Origin of the sequence: Streptomyces yaizuensis (genome assembly GCF_034961445.1) — a bacterium.
Taxonomy (GTDB): domain Bacteria; phylum Actinomycetota; class Actinomycetes; order Streptomycetales; family Streptomycetaceae; genus Streptomyces; species Streptomyces yaizuensis.
This window is the reverse complement of record NZ_BSBI01000011.1, coordinates 71,323-95,041: the sequence shown is the minus strand read 5'-3', so window position 1 is coordinate 95,041 and position 23,719 is coordinate 71,323. Positions and strand designations below refer to the sequence as shown.

Genomic DNA, 23,719 nt, shown 5'->3' with positions numbered 1-23,719 from the left:
GGAGGTCCAGTTCAGTGACCAGCCAGGTCAGTAGCCCCGCCGAGCATGCCGATGAGGCACTCGTCGGTGGCCAGCGCAAGCCCGACGCCCCCGATGAAGCCGGAGCCAAGGAGGTTCGCCGGTTGGATCGGGTGATCATCCGGTTCGCGGGGGACTCGGGTGATGGTATGCAGCTCACGGGTGACCGGTTCACTTCGGAGACGGCGTCGTTCGGGAACGATCTGTCGACGCTGCCGAACTTCCCGGCGGAGATCCGGGCGCCTGCCGGGACCCTGCCGGGGGTGTCGTCGTTCCAGCTGCATTTCGCCGATCATGACATCCTCACCCCCGGTGACGCCCCCGATGTGCTGGTCGCGATGAACCCGGCCGCCCTGAAGGCCAACCTCGCCGACGTGCCCCGCGGCGGGGAGATCATCGTGAACACCGACGAGTTCGCGAAACGGGCGATGGCGAAGGTCGGCTGGACGGCCTCACCGCTGGAGGACGGGACCCTGGAGGGCTACCGCGTCCACCCCGTACCGTTGACCACGCTGACCATCGAAGCCCTGAAGGACTTCGGCCTCTCCCGCAAGGAGGCCGAACGCTCCAAGAACATGTTCGCGCTCGGACTGCTGTCGTGGATGTACCACCGGCCCACCGAGGGCACCGAGAGCTTTCTGCGCCGCAAGTTCGCCAAACGGCCGCAGATCGCCGAGGCGAACATCACCGCGTTCCGCGCGGGCTGGAACTTCGGCGAGACGACCGAGGACTTCGCCGTCTCCTACGAAGTCGCCCCCGCCGCGGCCGCGTTCCCCACCGGCACCTACCGCAACATGTCCGGGAACCTCGCCCTCTCCCTCGGCCTGGTCGCCGCCTCGGTGCGCGCCGGCCTGCCGCTGTATCTGGGCTCGTATCCGATCACGCCGGCCTCCGACATCCTGCACGAGCTGTCCAAGCACAAGAACTTCGGCGTGCGGACCTTCCAGGCCGAGGACGAGATCGCCGGCATCGGCGCCGCCCTCGGCGCCGCGTTCGGCGGCGCCCTCGCGGTCACGACGACGTCAGGGCCCGGCGTGGCGCTCAAGTCGGAGACGATCGGGCTGGCGGTGTCCCTGGAGCTGCCGCTGATCATCGTGGACATCCAGCGCGGTGGCCCGTCGACGGGTCTGCCGACGAAGACGGAGCAGGCCGACCTCCTCCAGGCGATGTACGGGCGCAACGGCGAGGCCCCGGTGCCGGTGATCGCCCCCCAGACCCCCGGCGACTGCTTCGACGCCGCCCTGGAAGCCGCCCGCATCGCCCTCACCTACCGCACCCCGGTGTTCCTGTTGTCGGACGGGTATCTGGCGAACGGGTCGGAGCCGTGGCGGATCCCCGAAACGCAGGAGCTGCCCGACCTTCGGACCGAGTTCGCCACCGGACCCAACCACACAATGCCCGACGGTGTGGAGGTGTTCTGGCCCTACAAACGCGACCCCCACACCCTCGCCCGCCCCTGGGCCGTCCCCGGCACACCCGGCCTCGAACACCGCATCGGCGGGATCGAGAAACAGGACGGCACCGGCAACATCTCCTACGACCCCGCCAACCACGAACACATGGTCCGCACCCGCCAGGCCAAGATCGACCAGCTCACCGTCCCCGACCTCACCGTGGACGACCCCGACGGCACCGCGAAGGTCCTCGTCCTGGGCTGGGGCTCCACCTACGGCCCCATCACCGCCGCCGTCCGCCGCCTGCGCCGCGACGGTACATCGATCGCCCAGGCCCACCTGCGCCACCTCAACCCCTTCCCCCCCAACCTCGCCACCGTCCTGGAACGCTACGAGCGGGTCGTCATCCCCGAAATGAACCTCGGCCAGCTCGCCACCCTCATCCGCGCCAGATACCTCACCCCCGCCCACTCCCACACCCAGGTCAACGGCATGCCCTTCAAAGCAGCCCAGCTCGCCGCCGCCCTCAAGGAGCACACCGATGACTGCTGAACCCCTCACCCTCATCCCCAAAGCAGCGGCGCAGCAGACCATGAAGGACTTCAAGTCCGACCAGGAAGTCCGCTGGTGCCCCGGCTGCGGCGACTACGCCATCCTCGCCGCCGTCCAGGGCTTCATGCCCGAACTCGGCCTCGCCAAAGAGAACATCGTCTTCGTCTCCGGCATCGGCTGCTCCTCCCGCTTCCCCTACTACATGAACACCTACGGGATGCACTCCATCCACGGCCGCGCCCCCGCCATCGCCACCGGCCTGTCCACCTCACGCCGCGACCTGTCCGTCTGGGTCGTCACCGGCGACGGCGACGCCCTCTCCATCGGCGGCAACCACCTCATCCACGCGCTGCGCCGCAACGTCAACCTCAAAATCCTCCTCTTCAACAACCGCATCTACGGCCTCACCAAAGGCCAGTACAGCCCGACCTCCGAGACGGGGAAGATCACCAAATCCACCCCCATGGGCTCCCTCGACGCCCCCTTCAACCCCGTCTCCCTCGCCATCGGAGCCGAAGCCACCTTCGTCGCCCGCACCATCGACTCCGACCGCAAACACCTCACCGACGTCCTCCGAGCCGCCGCCGCCCACCCCGGCACCGCCCTCGTCGAGATCTACCAGAACTGCAACATCTTCAACGACGGCGCCTTCGAAGCCCTCAAGGACAAAGAACAAGCCCAACACGCCGTCATCCGCCTCGAACACGGCCAACCCGTCACCTTCGGCCCCGACCACACCCAGGGCGTCATCCGCGACCCCGCAACCGGCGACCTCACCGCCACCACCCTCACCCCCGACAACCAACACCACCTCATCACCCACAACGCCCACCACCCCTCCCCCACCCCCGCCTTCGCCCTCTCCCGCCTCGCCGACCCCGACACCCTCCACCACACCCCCATCGGCATCTTCCGCGACATCCAACGCCCCGTATACGACACCCAAATGGCCGAGCAGGTCGACGGTGCGATCGAGCAGTCGGGGAAGGGTGACCTGGGGGCGCTGCTCGCGGGCAACGACACCTGGACGGTCGTCGGCTGACCAGTCGCCGGCTCACCGAGTGGGCGTCAGCTCCGGGAGCTGAACCGGTGGCCGGGGCGTTCCGGTTGCCGGTTCAGCGGGGCGACGGCGGTTCGACGTCGCGGTACGGGCCCAGGAAGCGGGCCCGGCCGTTCTCCACCCGGCGGGTGTGGACGCCGCCCAGCCGCTCGTCCAGCAGGCCGGTCTCCTTCCGGAAACCCAGCGTCCTGACGACGCCGTCGTGCCGCACCTCGCGCAGCCGGACGAGCAGTGAGGGCCGTCCGGGGGTCGCGGTCGCCAGCTCGCGGATCCCCTGGGCGGCGAAGTTCACCGCGTCGTACATCTCCGCCGCGTACGGATCGGGCTCGGCCGCCCCCCACCGGGCCCGGTACGCGGCGGTGAAGGCCTTCGCGGCGACGGAGGTCAGCCGGGCCGGGTCGGCGTGGGCGGTGCCGAAGATCCAGCCCTCGGCCGCGCGACCCGCCCGGGCCAGGAACTCCGGTTCCAGTACGGGGCCGAGGGCCGCGCACAGCCCCTCGTACCCCCGGTCCGCGAGCGCGCGGGCGAGCCGGGCCGCGCGGGCGGGCGAGTTCCCCGCGTAGAGCATCCCGTCGGCCCGGCCGGCCGTGATCCGGGCGGCGGCGGGGCCGAAGTCGTCGCTGTCCGCCGCGACCGTGTGCACCGTGACCACGGCGGACACCCCGGGGTTCACCCGCATCTGGCGGACGATCTCCCAGGTGTCCTCGCCGCCGGCCAGATCCTCGACGACGCTCAGCCGCTTCACCCCGGCGGTGTGCAGGTACTGGGTAATGGCGGGGATCAGCAGCATGTCCTGGATCCGCAGCTCGAAGTAGCCACGGCGTTCGGGGGGAGGGAGCCGGCCGGCGGCCGAGATGGAGACGGCGAGCAGCGGCAGCGAGTGTTCCAGATAGCGCGGCCGTACGGCGTCGGCGATCGCCCGGGTGGTGAGTCCGGCCACGGCGAGCACCCGCCGGTCGGCGGCGAAGGCGGCAGCGGCGGCGAGTGCCTTCGCCCGGTCCCCGGCGTCGTCCACGACCTTCAGTTCCAGGTCGAAGGGGCGGTCCCGGCGGGCGTTGAAGACCTCGGCCGCGAGCGTTGCCCCGCGTTGCTGGGCCCGTCCGCCGGCGGCGTGCGGTCCGCTCAGATCGGTCTGTACGCCGATGACATGCCGGGGCAGCGGCCCCCGCCCGGTCCTGGATCCGTCACCCCCGTCGTTCCCGTCCGCCGCGCCCCGGCTGATCCAGGCGGCGAGCCCGCCGGCCCCGGTCACGGCGGCGGCCGACCCGAGGACGAGCAGCCGGCGCCGGGGCGGCCGGGGCCCGGCGGGCGGCTCCGGGGCGACCGCGAGCGTCGGTTCCGGTACGGGCAGGTCGAGGGCGCGGGCCGAGCGTTCCGCGATCAGTGCGGGGAGTCCGGTCGGCAGCCAGCCGTCGGCGGGTGCGGGCGGGGCTCCGGTCCGTGGGTCGGTGAGCGCGGCGCCCAGGCCGGCCGCCGTGGGCCGGGCCGCCGGGTCCTTGGCGAGGCAGGAGCGGATCAGGGCCAGCAGTCCGGGCGGGATCCCGTCGAGGTCGGGTTCCTCGTGGACGGTGCGGAAGACGATCGCGGCCACCGTGCCCGTACCGAAGGGCCGTCGGCCGGTCGCCGCGTACGCCAGGACACAGCCCAGCGAGAAGACGTCGCTCGCCGGTCCGATCCCGCCGCCGGTGCCTGTTCGGGCCTGTTCGGGCGAGAGATAGCCCGGGGAGCCGATCATGGCGTCGGTCGCGGTGAGGGCGGTGGCACCGGCGGAGCGGGCGATCCCGAAGTCGATCAGCCGGGCCCGTCGAGCGCGAGCAGCACATTGGCGGGTTTGACGTCCCGGTGGACGAGTCCGGCCCGGTGGACGGCGGCGAGGGCGTCGGCGAGCCGGGCCCCGAGGGTCCGTACGGTGTGCTCGGGCAGGGGGCCGTGTGCCGCCACCGCCGCGACCAGGGAGGGGCCGGGAACGTACTCGGTGGCCAGCCAGGGTTCGCGGGCCTCGGGGTCGGCGGCGGTCACCCGGACGACCCAGGGGCCGGTGATCGACCGGGCGGCCTCGGTCTCGCGGCGGAACCGGGCCCGGAAGCCGGGGTCCGCGGCGTGCTCCGCGCGGATCAGCTTGAGCGCGACCAGGGCGCCCCCGGGGGAGCGGGCGAGATGGACGACGCCCATGCCGCCCGCGCCGAGCCGGCCGAGGAGCCGGAACCCGGCGACGGTGGAGGGGTCACCCGGCTTCAGCGGCTCCATGCGGGGCCTCCGGGGCGCTTCAGCGGTGCCATGCGGGGCTCCCGGAGGTTCCGTGCCGGGGCCCGGGAGTTCCCTGCCGGACCCCGGGTCGTCCCAGCGGCCGTGCGGGTGCGGGTTCGTTCCTGCCGGGCCCCGGGCCGTGCGGGTTCGTTCCTGCCGGCCCCGGGCCGTGCCGGTTCCTGCCGGGCCCCGGGTCGTACGGGTTCGTTCCTGCCGGCCCCGGGCCGTGCCGGTCGTCGCATCGCTCAGGCCCCCCGTGTCCCGCCGGGGCTCCGGGTCGGTGCCTCGGCGACGTACTCGAAGCGTCCGTCCTTCACCCGGTGGAGCACGGTGCCGAAGTTCTTCCGGTGGCCCTGCTCGGCGTCGAACCGGTAGTCGCCCATGATCCCCCGGTGGTTCCGGGCCCGTAGCGCGGCGCAGAGGTTCCGCCGTACCGGCTCGGGGTCGTCACGTACCTCGTTCACCAACTCCTCGATCATCATCGTGACGGCGTCGAAGGACTCCGCCGCGTAGTGGCCGGGGGCCCTCTTGTGGACGGCGCGGTACGCGGCGACGAACGACCTGGCGGCCGCTCCGGTGCGCCGGGTGGGGTCGCCGACGGGTGCGGCGATCACCCAGCCCTCGGCGGCGTCGCCCGCGAGCCGGATGAAGTTCCTGTTCAGCGCGTGGGGCCCCGAGAGCCGGGGACCGTCGAACCCCCGGGCTTGGAGCAACCGGGCGGCCTGGGCCGCCGAATGCGCGGGACCGGCGTGGACATAGGAGTCGATTCCCTCCTCCAGCATGCTGTCGATGACGGACCTGTCGGGCCCGACGGACGCGGGCACCACCCGGGGCAGGGTGCGGTGGCCGAACCGGGTCCGCAGCGCGTGGTTCACGATCGCCACCTGCTGCCAGGCGTACTGGTCGTCGGTGCGGTCCAGCAGCAGCCCGGGGCGGGCCGTGGCGACCCCCTTCTCCCGGTAGAGGCCCTGGAGGTGGTAGGCCAGCTGAATGCCCGTGATCACATGGTCGGGGATCACGCGGATGAAGGATTCGCCCGGCTTCGCGGTCAGCGTGTTGAGTCCGGCGGAGACCGACATCAGCGGCAGCAGCGCCTCCTCGTACGTGGACAGCACCGCCTCGGTGGTGTAGTCGCCGGTGGAGCCGAGGACGGCGGCGACGGAGCGGTCGCCGGCCAGCCGGCGGGCGGCGGCCCGCGCCTTCGCGTGGTCCCCGGCGTCGTCCTCGACCCTGAGTCCGAGCGGGAAGGGCCGGTCGCGGCGGGCGTTGTACGCGGCCACCGCGAGGCCGGCCCCGCGCACCTGCTCCTCGCCGATGGCCGCCTGACGGCCGGTCCGGTCGGCCTGCACCCCGATGGTCCAGGTGTGCTTCTTCGGGGGCGCCTGGCCGCTGCCGTCCCTGCCGTCCCTGTCGCGCAGCCCGGCCCAGAGGCCGAGACCACCGCCGGCGGCGATGACCGCGCCCCCGGCGGCGAGCACGAACCGGCGCCGGCCCGGCACGGCGGTCCGGCCGGGTTCCGGCGCGGCGGGCGCCCGGGTGACCTCGATGTCGGGGAGGGCCAGCATGCGGGCGGAGCGTTCGGCGATGGTGCGGACGACGGCCGGGGGCAGCCAGTCGGCGGCGCCGCCGGGGGCGTCCTCGGCGAGCCGTTCGGCGACCTCGTCGGCGGTGGGCCGGTGCGCCGGGTCCTTGGCGAGGCAGTCGGCGAGGAGGGCCGCGAGGCCGTCCTCGATGCCGCTGAGGTCGGGGTCGTCGTGGACGGTGCGGTAGAGGAGGGCGTCGACGGCGCCCCGGCCGAAGGGGAGCCGGCCGGTGACCGCGTACGCGAGCAGGCAGGCCAGCGCGAAGACATCACTGGGCGGGCCGATCTCGGAGCCCCGGGCCTCGGCCTGTTCGGGGGCGAGGAAGCCGGGGGTGCCGACGACGATGTCGGTGGCGGTCAGCGCGGTCTCGTCGGCGGTGCGGGCGATCCCGAAGTCGATCAGCCGGGGCCCGTCGACGGCGAGCAGCACATTGGCGGGTTTGACGTCCCGGTGGACCAGGCCGGCCCGGTGCACGGCGGCGAGCGCGCGGGCGAGGCCGACACCGAGGACGCGGGCGCTGCGGACGGGCAGCGGGCCGTGGGCGGCGACGGCCTCCGCGAGGGAGGGGCCCGGGACGAAGGCGGTGGCGAGCCAGGGCTCGGGCGCGTCCGGATCGGCGCCGGTGACCGGTACGGCCCAGGGGCTGACGACCCGGCGGGCCGCTTCGACCTCGCGGCGGAAGCGGGCCCGGAAGTCGGGGTCGTCGCGCTGGTCGGAGCGGGTGACCTTGACGGCGGCGAGTTCACCGGCGTCGGTACGGCCGAGATAGACGACGCCCATGCCACCGGCGCCGAGCCGGCCGAGGAGCCGGTATCCGGCGATGGCGGAGGGGTCCCCGGGGAGCAGCCGGTCCAGCGCGTCGGCGGGCTCGGGGGCGGGAGCGGGGACGGGAAGGGGGGCAGGGGCCGGAAGGGGAGCGGGCGGCGGGCCGAAGCCGGCGGGCTGCCCCTGCGTGCCGGGCCCGGCGGGTGCGTCGGGGGGCGGGGCGGGCGTACGGGTCCGGGGGCCGGGGCCGCCGGCTGCGGCGGGTGGGGCGTACTGACGGGGGTCGGCGGGCGGCGGACCGCCGGGGTCCCTGGCATCGGATGGCACGGCTCCGGGCCGTGGGGCATCGGCCACGGCGGCGGCGCCGGTGCGGCCGATGCCGGTGGGAGAGCCACCCGACGCCGAAGCAGGCTCACCGGCATCAGCCGCAGCGGCCGATACCACCCCGTGCGGATGGGTGGCGGGCCGCTGGTCACGGATGCTGCCGGTGCCGGGGCCCTGGACAGCCATGTCCGCGCCTGCCGGACCAGAACCAGGCGGCTCGGCACCGCGCCTGCGGTCACGGGCGTCGCCGGTGTCCTCGGCACGCGCGGAGGCAGCCGTCCCGGGGGCAGCCCGAGGCGTCTCCAGCTCCAGCTCCGGCTCCGGCATCGGGGACCGGCCCGGCGAGCCGGTGGCCCCCCTGCCGTCCTCCGGCCGGCCAGGACCGGCCGGAGCAGCCCCGGGCGTACGGGGATCACCCACGACGGCACGGGACGGGGAGCCCCCGGGCACAGCCGGACCCGGCGCGAAGTGCTCGGGCGCGGCAGGCGGTGGACCTGGTTCGCGAGGATCCCCCGGCCCCGCGTCCTGCGAGTCCGAGCCCTGCGCCCCTGCCTCCTGCGAACGGCCGTCCCGCGCGGGGCCGTCCCCGGGCCGATTGCCCCCCGGCCGGCCACCCTCCGGCCGGCCACCCTCCGGCAGGCCTTCCTCCGGCAGGCCTTCCTCCGAGCTGGTCACCGTGCCTCCAGACGCTTCTCGACACGGCTGAGCATCCCCGTCAGGGCCTGCGCCCGCGCCTTGTGGACGTCCGGATCCCGGTGCCCCTCGGCCCCCTTCGTGACGGCGGCCATCGTCACCTGCCCCATCCGTGACTGGAACCAGCCGTACGTGTGCGTCCCCGGGAACTCGCCGGTCGTGTACTTCCCGATCTCACCGAGCGAGTCCTCCGCCGTCAGATTCGTCCCGCTGCCGAACGCCGTGCCGATCGACGACAGCCCGCTGACCCGCTCGCCGTCCCGCAGCTTCTGGTCGGGGCACCGCAGCGCCTCCTCCAGCGTCCCGGCCATCTCCCAGTCGGCCGCCCGGACATCGCGGTGCACGGTGACGGTCGCGGCGACCCGGAGCGGGCCCCTGCCGGCCGCCGCCGGCAGCTCGCTGTAGGCCGTGACGCTCGCAAGCACCGTGTCCGGGAGCGTGCCGCCCTGCCACACGCACCGCTCGTCCAGCACCGGCCAGGACCCCGGCGGGCTCAGATGCGGGCTCCGCCGGACATAGCCGGGACCCCACAGATCGGGCCCGGCGACCACCGCCTCCGCCAGTTCGCGGGCCTGCGCCGCCGTCCGGGGCAGCCGCTCCGGGTCGGGGTCGAAGCCCAGCCCCGACGGCGTCGGACTCGCGCCCGTACCCGCCTCCGTGCCCGTACCCGCCTCCGTGCCCGTGCCCGTGCTCGCGGCGGCCGGCCGCAGTGCCTCACCGCCCGGCTTCCCGGCACCGTCCCCCGCGGGTCCCGCGCAGCCCGTCCAGAGCAGCGCTCCCGCCAGTGCGCCGCCGACGGCGCGCGTCGCTCTCCCGTACCTCATGGTCGCCCCACCACACGTTCCCCCAGAGTCGTGACGATCACAGGGCCCGTCCCGCAACCGGACCCGGCCTCCCCTCCGGTGCGCGTCCCGGCCACTGGCTGAGCGCCAGCAGTGACGCCTGGTACGAGCGGCTGGTTCCCGACGGTCGGGCGGCCCGTTCTCCGGCGGACCGAGGTGCCAGTACCGTCATGCGATACGGGTATGACAGCCCGCCTCCCGCGCGCGTACCGTCAAGGGGGGTGCGAGCGCAGGGGACGGGAGATCCAGTGAGTCCAGTGAAGCCGGACGGCGAACACCGCGCGGGACTGCTCTACGGAATCGGCGCCTACGGCATGTGGGGGCTCGTCCCCCTCTTCTGGCCCCTGCTCAAGCCGGCGGGCGCGCTGGAGATCCTCGCCCAGCGGATGGTCTGGTCGCTCGCCGTGGTGGCGCTCGCGCTGCTCGTGGTGCGGCGCGGCCGCTGGGTACGGGAGTTGCTGGCCGACCCCCGCAAGCTGGGCCTGATCACGGCCGCCGCCACCGTGATCAGCGTCAACTGGGGCGTCTACATCTGGTCCGTCAACACCGGCCGGGTCGTCGAGGCGTCCCTCGGCTACTTCATCAACCCCCTGGTGACGATAGCCATGGGGGTGCTCCTGCTGAAGGAGCGGCTGCGGCCCGTGCAGTGGGCGGCGGTGGGCACCGGCCTGGCCGCCGTGCTGGTGCTCGCGATCGCCGCCGGCCGGCCGCCGTGGATCTCGCTGATCCTGGCCTGCTCCTTCGCGACCTACGGACTGGTGAAGAAGAAGGTCAACCTCGGGGGCCTGGAGTCGCTGGCGGCGGAGACCGCCGTCCTGTTCCTGCCCGCGCTGGGCTTCCTGCTCTGGCTCGGCTCCCGGGGCGACACCACCTTCGGCACCGAGGGCGCCGGGCACGCGGTGCTGCTCGCCGTCACGGGGCTGGTGACCGCCGTACCGCTGGTCTTCTTCGGCGCGGCGGCGATACGGGTGCCGCTGTCCACACTGGGGCTGCTCCAGTATCTGGCGCCGACGTTCCAGTTCCTGCTGGGGATCCTGTACTTCAAGGAGGCCATGCCGCCGGAGCGCTGGGCGGGCTTCGGTCTGGTCTGGCTGGCGCTGATCGCTCTGACCTGGGACGCGCTCCACACGGCCCGAAAGAACAAGGCGGAGGCGGTACGTCTGGCCGCTGCCGCAGGACCGCTCCCGGAGCCCGTTGCTCAGCTTCCGGTCCCGGTACCGGTTCCGATTCAGAGCGCGGACGGGGTGGTCGTGGAGGCCGTGGAGGCCGTCACCGGCGCTGCGGCCGTCGAGGCGGCCCGGGACGGCGACCGCGCCACCTCCTGACGCTCCCACCCCCTGACACTCCCGCCCTCCGGCTCATCAATTTCCACTCCACCGGCCTATCCCCGGCCCCGGGCGCGGGCCCCACCCCGTGCCCCGGTGTTACGACCGAAGTCCAGGCCCCGGAGAGCGGGACCCGCTCAGCGGACGGAGTGAGTGCGTCATGTCCCAGTCCCCCCTCGCCCTCTCGGTGGACTTCAGTCAGGGCTTCACCGAGGCGTGGTCCGCCGTGGCCCGGTTCATCCCGAAGTTCATCGCCTTCCTCGCCATCCTCCTCATCGGCTGGTTCATCGCGAAGCTGATAGCCAGGGTGGTGGACAAGGTGCTGCGGCGGGTGGGCTTCGAGCGCCTGGCCGAACGCAGCGGGACGGCCAACGCGCTGCGCGGTTCGAAGTACGACGCGACCGGCATCCTCACCAAGATCATCTACTACGGTCTGCTGCTGATCGTGCTGCAACTGGCCTTCGGGGCCTTCGGCCCCAACCCCATCAGCGACATGATCAACGCCGTGGTGGCCTGGATCCCCAGGGCCATCGTCGCGCTGGTGATCGTCGTGGTGGCCATGGCCATCGCCCGCGCGGTCCGCGACATCATCACGGGAGCGCTGGGCGGGCAGTCGTACGGCCGGGTCCTGGCCACCGTGGCCTGGGCGTTCATCGTCGGGCTCGGCATCATCGCGGCCCTGGGGCAGGCGGGGATCGCGACCTCCGTCACCGGCCCGGTGCTCACGGCCGTGCTCGCCACCGTCGCCGGCATCCTCATCGTGGGCGTGGGCGGCGGTCTGATCAACCCGATGCGCGCGCGGTGGGACCGCTGGCTCGCCCGGGCCGAGCAGGAGTCGGCGACGGCGCGGGACAACATCAGCGCGTACCAGCGGGGCCGGGCCGACGCCCAGACGGGCCGGCCGGCGCCGGACACCCGCACGACGGGCCGGCGCGGACCCGGCCAGGAGCCGGGGGGCCGGGAGAACATCGACCCGATGTGAGCCTCCCCGTTCGCGATCCGCGCCTCACGGCTCACGGCTCACGGCGAGAGCAGGTCGTACTCCCGTACCAGCCAGCAGACCGCCGTCAGCCGCAGCGTGGCGAAGTCGTGTCCCACCGGCTCGGTCCAGCCGGTCTCGGTGAGCCAGTCGGTGAAGCCGAGGACGTAGTCGCTCAGATCCTCCCGGCGTACGGGGGTGCTCACCGCGGCCCCGGCCCGCACGGGGCCGGCGGCGGACCGCCGGGGGCCGGGCAGCAGGGCGTCCCGGACGGCGGCCGCGTGCTGGTCGACCTCGGCGACGAGCCCCGGCTCGAAGGCGAACTCCGAGAGCCGGGGCAGATAGGTCGCGACCACCCCCACCAGCGGGCAGTCGGACGGCGGTCCGACCTGGCCACCGGTGGGGGAATTGTCCATTGCCCCACCGTACGGTCCGCCGGGCCACCGGCCGGCGTGAGCTTGGTCGCACACACCTAGGCCCTGGGAACAGGGACAGGTCCGGGGCCGGTCACACGAGCGCCCGTACGCAGCCCCGGCGCCGAGAGCGCCAGACCCGTCACCGCCATCGCCACCGGGACCACGAGCGAGGCCCGGAAGGCGTCGAGCCCGGTGCCCGAAAGACCGTGCACCGCCGTGACGAGGGCGACCCCGACCGCCGCGCCGAACTGGTTCGCGGTGGTGATCAGCCCACCGGCCAGCCCCTGTTCCGAGGGGTCGACCCCGTCCGTCGCGGCGATGGTCAGCGGCCCGTACGCCAGGCCGAAGGAGAGCCCCAGGAGCAGCAGGGTCGGCACCATCATCGGGTAGGTCCAGTCGCTGCCGACCGGCAGGAAGAGGACGTACGCGACGGCGGCCAGCACAAAGCCGGAGAAGATCACCCGGCCGTGGCCGTACCGGTTCACCAGCAGGGGGGTGACGGTCGGCGCGAGCAGTACGTCCACGCCCATCAGCAGCAGCGCGAACGAGGTCTCCAGGGAGGACCAGCCCCGGAGTTCCTGGAGGTAGAGGGTGAGCATGAACTGGAAGCCGAAGAAGCCGCCGAAGAGCATCATCGCGCCCAGGTCCGCCCGGACCAGCTGACCCCGGCGAAGGATCCCGAGGCGCACCAGCGGGGCGGGGGACCGGCGTTCGACCACGACGAAGACGGAGAGCAGCAGCAGGCCGGCGCCGATCGCGGCGAGGGTGAGGACCCAGCCGTCGAGTCCGTGCTCCAGGCGGACGATCCCGTAGGTCAGGACCACCATCGCGCCCGCCCCCGAGGCCGCGCCCGCCAGGTCGAAGCCGCCCTGCCGGACGGCCGGCCGGTCCCGGGGGATCAGCCGGACGGCGGCCAGCAGGATGGCGGCGGCGAGCAGCACCGGCGCGAAGAAGACCCAGCGCCAGCCGAACTGGGTGAGCAGTCCGCCGATGACGAGGCCGAGGGAGAAGCCGCCGGCGGAGGTGCCGGCGAAGATCAGCAGCGCCTTGTTCCGCCGGGGGCCCTCCGGGTACGAGGTGGTGATCACCGACAGCGACGCGGGGGTCATGAACGCGGAGGCCACGCCGGTCACGAAGCGGGAGACGATCAGCATCCAGCCTTCGGTGGCCACCCCGCCGAGGGCGGAGAAGACCAGGAAGACGACGAGCCAGCCGAGGAACATCCGGCGGCGGCCCAGCAGGTCGGCGGCGCGCCCGCCGAGGAGGGTGAAGCCCGCGTACCCGATGACGTACGCGCTGATCACCCAGGCGGCCGTGGCGGTCGACAGGCCGAGGTCGGCCCGGATCTCGGGGACGGCTATGGCGAGCATGGCGACATCGATGCCCTCCAGGAAGATCGCGCCGCAGAGGACGAGCAGCAGGGCCCAGGGCCGCCCGGGGAGGGCTGGGGACGCGGGGGGCGGGAGGGGTTTCGAGGGCATGGCAGGGCTCCGCGAGAAAGAGGGAGGGAGAGTCGGGGAGAGCAGAGAGAGGGGGTGTGCGCGGCCGTGCCCGGTTACTTCCCGTGGGGCCGGTTCCCTCTTGTAACCGTCTCGATCCTGCGGCAGCATGACCGGTCATGGAAGTAGGCACTTCGAAGTCACCGAGGCACGCGGCGGTGACCGACTTCACCGACAGCGGCGACCCGGACCCGTTCCAGTGGGACACCCGGGAGGGCTGCGAGGTCCGTCAGATCCTCGACCGGGTGGCGGACAAGTGGTCACTGCTGGTGATCGCGCTGCTCGACAGCCGGGTACTGCGCTTCACGGAGCTGCGCCGGGAGATCGACGGCATCAGCCAGCGGATGCTGACCGTGACCCTGCGTCAGCTGGAGCGGGACGGGCTGGTGACGCGGACGGTACACCCGGTGGTGCCGCCCCGGGTGGAGTACGCGCTGACCCCGCTCGGCTGCACGCTGCACACGACGATCCGCTCGCTCGTCACCTGGACCGAGGAGCACCAGCACGAGATCGCGGCGGCGCGGGCCGACTACGACACGCGTACGGCGGAGCAGGACTGCTGACCGTTCAGCCCTCCGCGCTGCCGGGGTTCGGGTTGGGGTCGGCGGCCGTCGGCCGGGCCCGGTGCGCGCGCACCTTGTGACGGTTGCCGCACCGCTCCATCGAGCACCAGCGGCGGCGGCCGGGCCGCGAGGTGTCCACGAACAGCAGCCGGCAGTCCCCCGCGCCGCACTCCCGCACCCGTTCCGCGTACGGCCCGCTGAACAGCTCCACCGCGTCCCGCGCGACCGCCGAGAGCAGCTGGGACCCGCCGGCCCCGGGCACCCAGCCGCGCTCCCCCGCCGGGGTGAGGCAGGGCACGGGCGGGGGCAGTGCGGCGGCTTCGTTGACCACGGAGAGATCGGCGACTGACGCTTTCCGGCCGGCGATCCGGGCCATGGTGATCCCGTAGACAGCGTCGCGGAGCGCCCGCGCGGCCGTCAGCTCGGCCTCCGTCACCACCGGGTCGAGCCCTGCCGGAAGGCGGCTGTCACCGGCCCAGCGCACCAGATCGGCGGGGGTGTGCAGGGTGTCGAAGGGGGCCAGCGGGCCCGGCCCGCCGGTGAGCAGCAGCTCAAGACAGAGCGCCCCGGCGTCGAAACGAAAGCTGTGTCCGTCTCGCGTACGCAGGACGAATCCTCTTGCCGCTGCCATCATGTAACCACTATAACTGGTTTCATGACGCTGCACTGGAAGCTCACGATCGACGCCCAGGACCCCATCGCGCAGGCCGACTTCTGGGGCCGTGCCCTCGGTTACGGGATCGAGGACCACAGCTCGCTCATCCAGCGGCTCAGGGAGCAGGGGCACCTCCCCGAGGGGTCGACCACCGAGGCGTACGACCGGGAGGTCTGGCGCGATTTCGCCGCCGTCCGCCATCCGGACGACCCGGTGGACGAGAAAGGCGTCGGGCTGGGCCGCCGGCTGCTCTTCCAGCGCGTGCCGGAGAGCAAGACCACGAAGAACCGGCTCCACCTCGATGTCCATGTCGGGCCGGAGCGCCGAGAGGAGGAGGTCGCCCGGCTGACGGCGCTCGGGGCGACCGTCCTGTACCGGCAGGACCAGCCGATGGGGAGCTGGACCACCATGGCCGACCCCGAGGGGAACGAGTTCTGCGTGGAGTGACCGGTACGGGCCGCCGGGCCCCGGGGGAACGGGCTGCGACGGGACGGAAGACGCGGCGCCACGGAGGGCCCCGGCGTCGGTGCGGGCGCCGCCCCGCGCCGGTACCCCGTACCCGCAAGGGGTCATAACTGTCCTCTATACGAACGTAACTGACCGGTTTCCGCCCTTGACGGTCGGCCGAAGTCTCGCTGAACTCTGGGGACGCACCACGCACTCAGTGCACCCGCCGCACCGATCCGCCGGCCCCTCATGGCACCTGGTGCCATGCCGCACACCCGCACCGCCGCTCCAGCGCCTGGAATCCGCCGATCCGAGGCGTCGCGCCCTTCCGTCCTGTCCCCACACGGAACACGGAGCCACCCCATGAAGCTCACCACGCCCCGGCGTGCCGCCGCAGCGGCCGTCATAGCCCTGGCCGGGCTGCTCGCCTCCGCGACGCCGGCGGCCACGGCCGCACCAGGCGCCCCAGGCAGTGTCCCGGCCGGCATCCCCGTCTCCGCGCTCGCCGCGCCCGACATCCCCCTCGCCAATGTGAAGGCGCATCTGACGCAGTTCCAGTCGATCGCCACCGCCAACGGCGGCAGCCGGGCCCACGGCCGGCCCGGCTATCTGGCCTCGGTCAACTATGTGAAGGGCAAGCTGGACGCCGCCGGATTCGTCACCACGGTGCAGCAGTTCACCACCGGCGGGGCCACCGGGTACAACCTCATCGCGGACTGGCCCGGCGGCGACCCGGGCCAGGTCCTGATGGCCGGGGCGCACCTCGACTCCGTCAGCGCGGGCGCCGGGATCAGCGACAACGCCTCGGGCTCCGCCGCCGTCCTGGAGACCGCGCTCGCCGTCTCCCGTGCCCAGCTCCAGACCACCAAGCATCTGCGGTTCGCGTGGTGGGGCGCGGAGGAACTGGGTCTCGTCGGCTCCCGGTACTACGTGAACAGCCTGCCGTCGGCCGAGCGGGCCAAGGTCTCCGCGTACCTCAACTTCGACATGATCGGGTCGCCCAACCCGGGCTATTTCGTCTACGACGACAACGTCGCCCTGGAGAACGTCTTCAAGACCTACTTCGCCACTCTCGGCGTCCCCACCGAGATCGAGACCGAGGGTGACGGCCGCTCCGACCACGCCTCGTTCAAGAACGTCGGGATCACGGTCGGCGGCCTCTTCGCCGGCGCGGGACGGCTCAAGTCGGCGGCACAGGCGGCGAAGTGGGGCGGGAGCGCCGGTGTGGCGTTCGACCGCTGCTACCACCGCGCGTGCGACAACACCGCGAACATCAACGACACCGCGCTCAACCGCAACAGCGACGCCATCGCCCACGCCATCTGGACCGTGGGCGGCGCGACCGCCCGCTCCGGCCTCGGCACCGGGCGCTGATCGACCAACCGCACCGCCGCCCCCCACAGACTGCATGCGTGTGCACCTACTGCACACGCATGCAGTCGCGTCCGCTCCCAGGCCTTCAGGAGGTGATGTCCCGGGAGGTGAAGCGGGCCCAGGCCGCCGACCCGAAGACGACCGTCCAGAGCAGCTGGAGCCCGAGGTTCCGCTGGATGTCGTCCAGGTGGACGGGGTCCCGCAGCAGATCGGCGAACGACATCCAGTAGTGCGGGAAGAGATACGGGTGGATCGCGTCCAGCTGCGGCACCGTGCCCAGGATCTGCGCGGTGATCAGGACTCCCACCGTCGTCGCCATCGCTGTGACCCCGCTGCCGGTGAGCGTCGAGACGAAGAGCCCGAGCGCGGCGAGCCCGGCGAGCGAGGCCGTGACGACGGCCACGATCAGCCCGGCCCTCAGCAGTCCCTCGCTGAACGGGATCGTGGTGCCGGAGATGGTGGTGACGTCCCCGAGCGGGAAGAGCAGCGCGCCGGCCGCCAGCGCCGAGAGGGCCACCACCAGGGTCGCCACCAGGCAGAACACGAGCGTGCTGACGTACTTGGCGAGCAGCAGCCGACTCCGGCCGGCCGGGGCCACGAGCAGATAGCGCAGGGTGCCGGCGCTCGCCTCACCGGCGATGGCGTCACCGGCGACGACTCCGACCGCCATGGGGAGGAACACGGGCAGGGTGGCGGCGAGCGCGGCGAACACCAGGAAGAGACCGTTGTTGGTGACCTGGGCGACGAAGGCGGGCCCGCCGCCGTCGGCTCCGTCGCCGCCGCCGACGGAGCCGCCGTCGCCGGTCTCGATCCGGATGGCGACGCCGATGAGTACGGGGACGGCGGCCAGCACCCCGAGGAGCGCGAGGGTGCGCACGCGGCGCAGGGTGATCAGCAGCTCGGAGCGGAAGAGCCCGAGCGTCCACAGCGCGCCGGGTGCCGGGGCCTGCTGTGCGGTCCTCGCCTCAGGCGACATCGAAACCCTCCCCGGTGAGTGCGACGAACGCGTCCTCCAGTGAGGCCCGTTCGATCCCGAAGCCCCGTAGGCGTACCCCGTCGCGGACCAGCGCGGCGGTGAGGTCGGACAGCTCCGTCCCCTCCCCCGGTGGCTCCCCGGTCACGGTGGCGTCGTCCTGGACGGTCACCCCCGCGACCCCCAGCTCCTTGAGCACGCGGGCCGCCTGCCCGGTGTCGGGGGTGGTCACGGTGAGCCGCCCCCGGGCCCGCGCGGCCAGTTCGGCCACGGGCCCCTGGGTGAGCAGCCGTCCCTGCGCCATCACGGCGACATGGGTGCAGACCTGCTCGATCTCGTCGAGGAGATGGGAGGAGAGGAAGACGGTGGTGCCGTCCGCCGCGAGTTCCCGGACCAGGGTGCGGATCTCCCGCATGCCCTGGGGGTCGAGCCCGTTCGTCGGCTCGTCCAGGACGAGCAGCCGACGCGGCTGGAGCAGCGCGGCGGCGAGCCCGAGCCGCTGCTTCATGCCGAGGGAGTACGCCTTGGCCTTCCGTCCCGCCGCCGGCGCGAGCCCCACCCGGTCGAGCGCGGCGGCGACCCGGGCGGTGCGGGTGGCGGGGTCGGCGGTGGGGTCGGCGGCGTCGTACCGGAGCAGATTGTCCCGCCCACTGAGGAACCCGTACAGCGCCGGCCCCTCGATCAACGCCCCCACCTGCGGCAGGACGGTCCGGGCCGCGCGGGGCATGGGCTCGCCGAGGACGGTGGCGGTGCCGGCCGTGGGCTCGATCAGGCCCATGAGCATGCGGATGGTGGTCGTCTTGCCGGATCCGTTGGGCCCGAGATAGCCGAAGACGCTCCCTTCGGGCACGACGAGATCCAGCCGCTCGACGGCGAGCCGCCCGCTCCGGTAGCGCTTGGTGAGGCCGTGCGTCTCGATAGCGGCTGCCATGCGTCGTCCCCCGTACCCGTGTGCGCGTCCCGTACCCGTCCACCCCGCTGTGACGAGCGTACGGGGGTGCTCTGGAGTCCGGTCGGGGTTCCGTTCCTTGTCACAGCGGCCGGTCCAGCTCGTAACCCGTTCGAGCGGTCCGCCGCCAATTCGGCGGCCTCGCCCGTCGCCGGCGCGTAGGACGTGGTGGCATGGCACTCGGAGACCGTCATCAGAAGAAAGACGTGGAAGCAGCGCTCAGGCGGGCGGAGGCGGCAGGACTCAAGGTGACGCGCAAGACGAACGGCCACAACTGGGGTTTCGTCCTCTGCTGCCCCTGTCAGGCGGATGTCGCGGTGTACTGCACCCCCCGGAGCGCCGGCGACCTGGCCCGGGACATCGATCGATTCACACGGAGGCACGAGAACTGTGCGTGACTGGCGTTTCACCCTGCATCTACAGGATGTACTGACCTCGGAGCAGTTGGACACTCTGTTCGTCCTGGACCGTTTTTGCGATGGGCGGACCAACCTGGTCAGGGGGCCGGATACGGCCGAATTCTGGTGCACCATCGAGGCGGAGACGCTCACGGACGCCATCGCGGACGCGCTGAGCCGCTTCGAGGAGTTCCCCGGAGTGCTCGTCCGCAGCGTCGAGTTGGACGAAATGGCGCTTGAGGACAACGGCATGGCGACCCCCGCCGTGGTCCCCGTGCCACCCCCGCTGGAGGCAGTCCCGCCGGTGGCATGACACCAACGGAACAGCTCCGCGCCCTTGTTGATGAAGAGAGCGGGGCTGTTTTCGTGTGTACTACACCAGCGCCACCAGCCGACGGCGTGTCGGACCCGAGGACAAGGAGCAGGAGTGACTTCGCCAGAGGACCCCTACCAGAGGCATCGGATCCAGGTCGGTGGCCTGGATATGGCATACGTCGATGAAGGAGAAGGCGACCCGATCGTCTTCCTGCACGGGAACCCGACGTCGTCCTACATCTGGCGCAAGGTGATCCCGTACGTGGTGGACCAGGGACGCTGTATCGCCCCGGACCTGATCGGGATGGGCGATTCGGACAAGCTTCCCGACAGCGGCCCGAACTCCTACCGCTTCGCCGAACACCGCCGGTACCTGGATGAACTCCTCCAGACCCTGGGCGTGCGCGAGCGGGTGACCCTGGTGGTGCAGGACTGGGGGTCGGCCCTGGGCTTCGACTGGGCCTACCGGAACCCTGCCGCAGTCCGGGGCATCGCCTACATGGAAGCCTTCGTGGCCACGATTCCCTCCTGGGACGACCTGCCCGACCAGGGAGCCGCGTTCCTCCAGGCAATCCGCTCCACCGCAGGGGAGGAAATGGTCCTCGACCGGAACCTCTTCATCGAGGACGTTCTGCCCCATCAGGTCCTGCGAGGGCTCTCCGAGGAGGAGATGGCCGTCTACCGGCGCCCCTACACCGAACCGGGCGAATCCCGCAGGCCCACCCTGACCTGGCCGCGTCAGGTCCCCATCGCGGGCGAGCCCAAGGATGTCCACGACACCATCACCCGCTATGCGGAATGGCTTGCCACCTCTTCGATTCCCAAGTTGTTCATCGAGTCGGTCCCCGGTGTCATGTTCGAGGCGCACCGCGCCGTCGCACGGTCATGGCCGAACCAGACACATCTGACGATCACAGGCAGCCATATGGTCCAGGAAGACGCACCAGACGACATCGGAACAGCGCTCGCCTCCTGGCTGCGGGATCTGTAGATCCTGGACCGATTCAACGACGGGCGGATCGGCCGTGTGGAGAGCCCGGAGCACACACAGCTCAGTTGTCTCTTCGAGGGTGGGACCCTGACCGGGGCCATTGGGGAGGCTCCGGGGCTCTTCGAGGACTTCCCCGGCGTCCTGGTTCAGAGCGTTGAGCTGAACGCGGTCGCGCTCGACCACAACGGGATGTCGACGCCGGCTGTGGTCCGGTACCCGGCTAGGAACAGCACCTCCGGCGGTGTGACAGCAGCGGACAGCCCCGTTCCCCAGGTCTGCGGGAGCGGGGCTGTTATGCGTTCTGCTGCTACAGGTCGGCGGACCGGGCCATGGTCACCAGTCCAGCGAAGGCGTCGGCGGAAACCATCAGGACCGGGCCATCGGCCCACTTGCTGTCCCGGACGGGAACGGTTCCGGTAGTGGCTACGTGCGCTGGGGCCCACTCGACGCAGTTGCCGTTCCCGTTGCTGTAAATCGACTTGAGCCACCGCAGAGAGGAGGAGTTGGTGGTCACGAAGTGCCCTTTCGTAGCTGTTCGTTCAAGGCTACGGACTCTGCCTGCGAGAGCGGGCCTGCTGACAGCCGATGGCGGTTCTTGACCAACGGTGGCGGTGCCCGCCGTGGGCTCGATCAGGCCCACCGGCCTGGCTCGTAACCCGTTCGAGCGGTTCGCCTCCGACTCGGCAGCCTCGGTCGTCGCCGGCGCGTAGGACGTGGTGGCATGGCACTCGGAGACCGACACCAGAAGAAGGACGTCGAAGCAGCGCTGAAGCGAGCGGAGGCGGCCGGGCTCAAAGTGACGCGCACAGGGACGGGACACAGCTGGGGTGTGGTCGTCTGCTGCCCGTGCAACAAGAACGTGGTGGTGTCCTGCACCCCCCAGAGCCAGGGGGAAGAAGCGAAAATGATCGACCGATTTGCCTGGAGGCACCGGAACTGTGCGTAGCTGGTACTTCAACCTCGTATTGGACGCCCCGCTCACCGAGGAGCAGAAAGACACCCTGGACCATCTCGACCGCTTCCACGAGGGAGGCATCGGGCTGGAAGAGGGGCCGGGCTACAGCGGCTTCCTCTGCGTAATCCCGGCCGAAACCCTCACGGACGCCATCGCGGACGCTCTGGACCGCTTCGAGGACTTCCCCGGTGTACTGGTGCGAAGCGTGGTGCTGGACCACGTCGACCTCGCGGCGAATGGCATGGCGACGCCCGCCGTGGTCCCCGCGCCGCCCCCGCTGGAGGCAGCCCCGCCGGCGGCATGACACCAAAGGACAGCCCCGCCCCTGGCATACCCGGGAGGCGGGGCTGTCCGGTTCCATGGAACTCCCCTGCCTCAGGAATTCAGGCTCGCGGGAATCAAGGATCGCGCCCGCTCGTAAAGAGATCTCGCGTAGGGATTCCTGCCGTGTTGCCCGATCGCGGAAATCATCTGCTTGACTTGCCGGTCGACCCTTCCGCTCTGCACAAGTGGATACTCATCCAGCACCAGACCCCACGTTGCACACGCCTGCTCCAAGTGCCCGTTTTGAATCTGGAACTGGGCGAGAGTCGCGCGATGTCTGATTCGAGAGCGCCGGCGCATTTCATAGCAGAGCCTGCCCGACTCGCCCATCGCTTCGATCGCCCCCGGCAGATCACCTAGTTGATGCCGAACATGACCGATGTGATAGTAGAGCGCCGAGGGGTCGTAGGACCCGAATGTCTTTTCGCGGGACTCCGCCTTGTCCATGGCCACTTCGGCCTCTTTGAGGTACTGCAATGCGGTTACCGAATCCCCGCACTGGGCCGCTGCATGCGCTTGCTGCCCCGCAAGGAAGGCGCGCATTCGCGGACCGGCTTGGGGGGAAGCTGCGGCAGCGGCATCAGCGAGCCTCAGCGCGGTGCCCCCGTGCCCCAGGCCGACCGCTTGAACACTCATACCCCGCAGGGTTGTGCAGTACGTAAGGTGATCCCCCGAGGCTCCCGCCAGTTCCAGAGCCCTGAGGTAGTACTGCTGCGCCAGCCCTTCCAGGCCCTCGTCGACCGCCATGTACCCGGTGAGATAGCAGAGGTCGGATGCCGCCGCCATCATGGATCTGCGCACCGCGTCCGGCGCGTCCGCCCTCAGATACGGTGCGACGATATTGACCAGGAAGGCCGCTGCCGATGGCCTGGCGTACCGTCCGCCGAATTGATCGTCCAGTTCAGAAAACCGCTCAGTCATGGCGATCACCGAGTCCACGTCAGATTGTCCTATGCGGACTGTCGACCCCTGCTGAGTCTTTTCCATACGCCCGACAATTTCCTGCCAGTTCGGGATGGTGAGAGCGACGGAGAAAAGGGTCGCATTCGTGATTCCGCGCCGGGAGGGGAGCATGTCCTTGCTCCCGAGGTCGATGATCCCTGCCGTGATGCCGGGTGAATCCGCGTCGACAGTGGGTGGGAAACCGGCGTTGTCAGCCGTGATGGGGCGTTTCAGCCTCCGCGTCAGCGCCTCAAGAATGAGAGGCCGTGTCTCCTTTTTGGGCAGGAGTCCGCCGATCCACTGGCTGACGGACGGGTGCTGGTATCTGGTCGGAGTTCCGCGCTCAGTGCCGATGCGATTGACCGCCATGACGAACTGGCTGTTGGTCCACCCTGCCTCGCGATGCAGGAGTGCCAGACGTGTGTTCGGTTCCCGGGTCGCCACAGATGTTCAACTCCCATTGTGGAAGCGATGTTTACTGTATTTACAGCCTGCTGCGTCTTCCACGGTACCCGCGCTGCCCGTTGCCCGGTTCTCTGGATCGTGAACACAACGACAGGGCGCGAAAGGCAGGCCATGGGATGGAGCAGGGACACCTCTCGTCGCGGGAACACCCCCGTACCCCACCACCGTGACGGCCTTCGTCCCTGGGACGCGCCTCCCCAGGGCTGGGCTCCCGCGAGCGTGCGGGTGCTCCACACCACCCTCACGGGTCTGTTCTCGCGGCCCCGCCTCGTGGGAACGGCGTCCCCAGGCCGGCCCGCAGGTGCCGCATCTGCACAGGTCCGCCACTGCACCGCCGTGATCGCAGAGCACCCGCACTGAGCCGAGGGGGAGACATGACCGACGATCTCCGGATCGGCGTACTGGCGCTCGACACGGTGACGGGGGCGATCGGGGTGGTGATGGCGGAGTACGGCACGCGGTACTACCTGCGTCCGCCGCACGGTGGGTGTGAGTGGGACGCGCCCCGGACCGACATCCGGGCCGCGACCGTCGCGGATCGGCTCAGGCCCGCGCTGGCCAAGGCGAACGTGCGCAGCAGTACCGGAGGTGTCCTGTGAAGAAGCTCAAGGAAGGCGCCGCGACGGCGGTCCTCATATCCGCCTACCTCTCCATCGTCGGGCTGCTGATAT

Annotated in this window: 20 protein-coding genes and 3 pseudogenes; 13 read left to right on the top strand and 10 right to left on the bottom strand. The window is 71.5% G+C overall.

Annotation, left to right across the window (positions count from 1 at the left end; translation table 11 throughout):
• Positions 1–14: 14 nt before the first annotated feature.
• Together SYYSPA8_RS24705 and SYYSPA8_RS24700 are read left to right on the top strand one after the other, a co-directional pair.
• Positions 15–1,964 (top strand): 2-oxoacid:acceptor oxidoreductase subunit alpha, encoded by a 1,950-nt coding sequence (locus tag SYYSPA8_RS24705; protein ID WP_323449506.1) that lies wholly within the window; start codon positions 15–17, stop codon positions 1,962–1,964.
• Positions 1,954–3,006, top strand: a complete 1,053-nt coding sequence (locus SYYSPA8_RS24700; protein WP_323449505.1) for a 2-oxoacid:ferredoxin oxidoreductase subunit beta — start codon at positions 1,954–1,956, stop codon at positions 3,004–3,006. The genes SYYSPA8_RS24705 and SYYSPA8_RS24700 overlap by 11 nt, the downstream gene beginning before the upstream one ends.
• A 73-nt stretch (positions 3,007–3,079) precedes the next feature.
• On the opposite strand, the pseudogene SYYSPA8_RS24695 reads toward SYYSPA8_RS24700, so the two are convergent.
• From SYYSPA8_RS24695 to SYYSPA8_RS24680, 3 genes and pseudogenes are all read right to left on the bottom strand, one after another.
• Positions 3,080–5,271 (bottom strand): annotated as a pseudogene (locus tag SYYSPA8_RS24695) (bifunctional serine/threonine-protein kinase/ABC transporter substrate-binding protein).
• Positions 5,272–5,516: 245 nt separating this feature from the next.
• Positions 5,517–7,709, bottom strand: a complete 2,193-nt coding sequence (locus tag SYYSPA8_RS24685) for a bifunctional serine/threonine-protein kinase/ABC transporter substrate-binding protein (protein WP_323449711.1) — start codon at positions 7,707–7,709, stop codon at positions 5,517–5,519.
• 905 nt (positions 7,710–8,614) lie between these two features.
• Positions 8,615–9,460, bottom strand: a complete 846-nt coding sequence (locus SYYSPA8_RS24680) for a hypothetical protein (RefSeq protein ID WP_323449503.1) — start codon at positions 9,458–9,460, stop codon at positions 8,615–8,617.
• A 332-nt stretch (positions 9,461–9,792) separates the two neighbouring features.
• Here SYYSPA8_RS24680 and rarD point away from each other — a divergent pair, with 332 nt between their 5' ends.
• Positions 9,793–10,803: an EamA family transporter RarD gene (rarD, locus tag SYYSPA8_RS24675; protein ID WP_323449710.1), complete on the top strand. Its 1,011-nt coding sequence runs from the start codon at positions 9,793–9,795 to the stop codon at positions 10,801–10,803.
• 160 nt (positions 10,804–10,963) lie between these two features.
• The gene (locus tag SYYSPA8_RS24670; protein WP_323449502.1) at positions 10,964–11,785 is read left to right on the top strand and encodes a mechanosensitive ion channel family protein; all 822 of its coding nucleotides are present in this window, start codon (positions 10,964–10,966) and stop codon (positions 11,783–11,785) included.
• Between the two features lie 38 nt (positions 11,786–11,823).
• On the opposite strand, the gene SYYSPA8_RS24665 is transcribed toward SYYSPA8_RS24670, so the two are convergent.
• A complete protein-coding gene (locus SYYSPA8_RS24665; protein WP_323449501.1) occupies positions 11,824–12,198 on the bottom strand; it encodes a DUF6401 family natural product biosynthesis protein in 375 nt (124 codons plus the stop codon).
• 56 nt (positions 12,199–12,254) lie between these two features.
• Entirely contained in the window at positions 12,255–13,679 is a 1,425-nt protein-coding gene (locus tag SYYSPA8_RS24660) for an MFS transporter (protein WP_323449500.1), read from the bottom strand.
• A gap of 137 nt (positions 13,680–13,816) precedes the next feature.
• Between SYYSPA8_RS24660 and SYYSPA8_RS24655 the strand changes: the two genes are divergently transcribed.
• A complete protein-coding gene (locus SYYSPA8_RS24655) occupies positions 13,817–14,260 on the top strand; it encodes a winged helix-turn-helix transcriptional regulator (RefSeq protein ID WP_323449499.1) in 444 nt (147 codons plus the stop codon).
• A 4-nt stretch (positions 14,261–14,264) separates the two neighbouring features.
• Here SYYSPA8_RS24655 and SYYSPA8_RS24650 read toward each other — a convergent pair whose 3' ends face one another.
• Complete coding sequence (locus tag SYYSPA8_RS24650) at positions 14,265–14,894, bottom strand: CGNR zinc finger domain-containing protein (RefSeq protein ID WP_323449498.1); 630 nt, start codon at positions 14,892–14,894, stop codon at positions 14,265–14,267.
• A 21-nt stretch (positions 14,895–14,915) separates the two neighbouring features.
• On the opposite strand from SYYSPA8_RS24650, the gene SYYSPA8_RS24645 reads away from it, so the two are divergent.
• Positions 14,916–15,362, top strand: a complete 447-nt coding sequence (locus SYYSPA8_RS24645) for a VOC family protein (protein ID WP_323449497.1) — start codon at positions 14,916–14,918, stop codon at positions 15,360–15,362.
• 363 nt (positions 15,363–15,725) lie between these two features.
• Positions 15,726–16,706, top strand: a pseudogene (locus tag SYYSPA8_RS24640) (M28 family metallopeptidase); the annotation flags it as partial.
• 115 nt (positions 16,707–16,821) lie between these two features.
• Here SYYSPA8_RS24640 and SYYSPA8_RS24635 read toward each other — a convergent pair.
• Together SYYSPA8_RS24635 and SYYSPA8_RS24630 are read right to left on the bottom strand one after the other, a co-directional pair.
• On the bottom strand, positions 16,822–17,712 hold the full coding sequence (locus tag SYYSPA8_RS24635) for an ABC transporter permease (protein ID WP_323449496.1): 891 nt from the start codon (positions 17,710–17,712) through the stop codon (positions 16,822–16,824).
• The gene (locus SYYSPA8_RS24630; RefSeq protein WP_323449495.1) at positions 17,702–18,640 is read right to left on the bottom strand and encodes an ABC transporter ATP-binding protein; all 939 of its coding nucleotides are present in this window, start codon (positions 18,638–18,640) and stop codon (positions 17,702–17,704) included. Before SYYSPA8_RS24630 ends, SYYSPA8_RS24635 begins: the two co-directional genes overlap by 11 nt.
• Positions 18,641–18,831: 191 nt before the next feature.
• Between SYYSPA8_RS24630 and SYYSPA8_RS24625 the strand changes: the two genes are divergently transcribed.
• The 4 genes and pseudogenes from SYYSPA8_RS24625 to SYYSPA8_RS24610 form a co-directional block, all read left to right on the top strand.
• Positions 18,832–19,056, top strand: coding sequence for a hypothetical protein (locus tag SYYSPA8_RS24625; RefSeq protein WP_323449494.1), 225 nt, complete (start codon positions 18,832–18,834; stop codon positions 19,054–19,056).
• Positions 19,049–19,369: a hypothetical protein gene (locus tag SYYSPA8_RS24620; RefSeq protein ID WP_323449493.1), complete on the top strand. Its 321-nt coding sequence runs from the start codon at positions 19,049–19,051 to the stop codon at positions 19,367–19,369. The genes SYYSPA8_RS24625 and SYYSPA8_RS24620 overlap by 8 nt, the downstream gene beginning before the upstream one ends.
• A gap of 30 nt (positions 19,370–19,399) precedes the next feature.
• On the top strand, positions 19,400–20,362 hold the full coding sequence (locus SYYSPA8_RS24615; RefSeq protein ID WP_323449709.1) for a haloalkane dehalogenase: 963 nt from the start codon (positions 19,400–19,402) through the stop codon (positions 20,360–20,362).
• A gap of 3 nt (positions 20,363–20,365) precedes the next feature.
• Positions 20,366–20,581 (top strand): annotated as a pseudogene (locus SYYSPA8_RS24610) (hypothetical protein); the annotation flags it as partial.
• A gap of 88 nt (positions 20,582–20,669) precedes the next feature.
• On the opposite strand, the gene SYYSPA8_RS24605 reads toward SYYSPA8_RS24610, so the two are convergent.
• On the bottom strand, positions 20,670–20,876 hold the full coding sequence (locus SYYSPA8_RS24605; RefSeq protein WP_323449492.1) for a DUF397 domain-containing protein: 207 nt from the start codon (positions 20,874–20,876) through the stop codon (positions 20,670–20,672).
• A 424-nt stretch (positions 20,877–21,300) separates the two neighbouring features.
• On the opposite strand from SYYSPA8_RS24605, the gene SYYSPA8_RS24595 reads away from it, so the two are divergent.
• Positions 21,301–21,621, top strand: a complete 321-nt coding sequence (locus SYYSPA8_RS24595) for a hypothetical protein (protein ID WP_323449490.1) — start codon at positions 21,301–21,303, stop codon at positions 21,619–21,621.
• A 71-nt stretch (positions 21,622–21,692) separates the two neighbouring features.
• Here SYYSPA8_RS24595 and SYYSPA8_RS24590 read toward each other — a convergent pair whose 3' ends face one another.
• Positions 21,693–23,027 (bottom strand): tetratricopeptide repeat protein, encoded by a 1,335-nt coding sequence (locus SYYSPA8_RS24590; RefSeq protein ID WP_323449489.1) that lies wholly within the window; start codon positions 23,025–23,027, stop codon positions 21,693–21,695.
• Between the two features lie 395 nt (positions 23,028–23,422).
• Between SYYSPA8_RS24590 and SYYSPA8_RS24585 the strand changes: the two genes are divergently transcribed.
• Complete coding sequence (locus tag SYYSPA8_RS24585; RefSeq protein ID WP_323449488.1) at positions 23,423–23,647, top strand: hypothetical protein; 225 nt, start codon at positions 23,423–23,425, stop codon at positions 23,645–23,647.
• Positions 23,648–23,719: the final 72 nt, after the last annotated feature.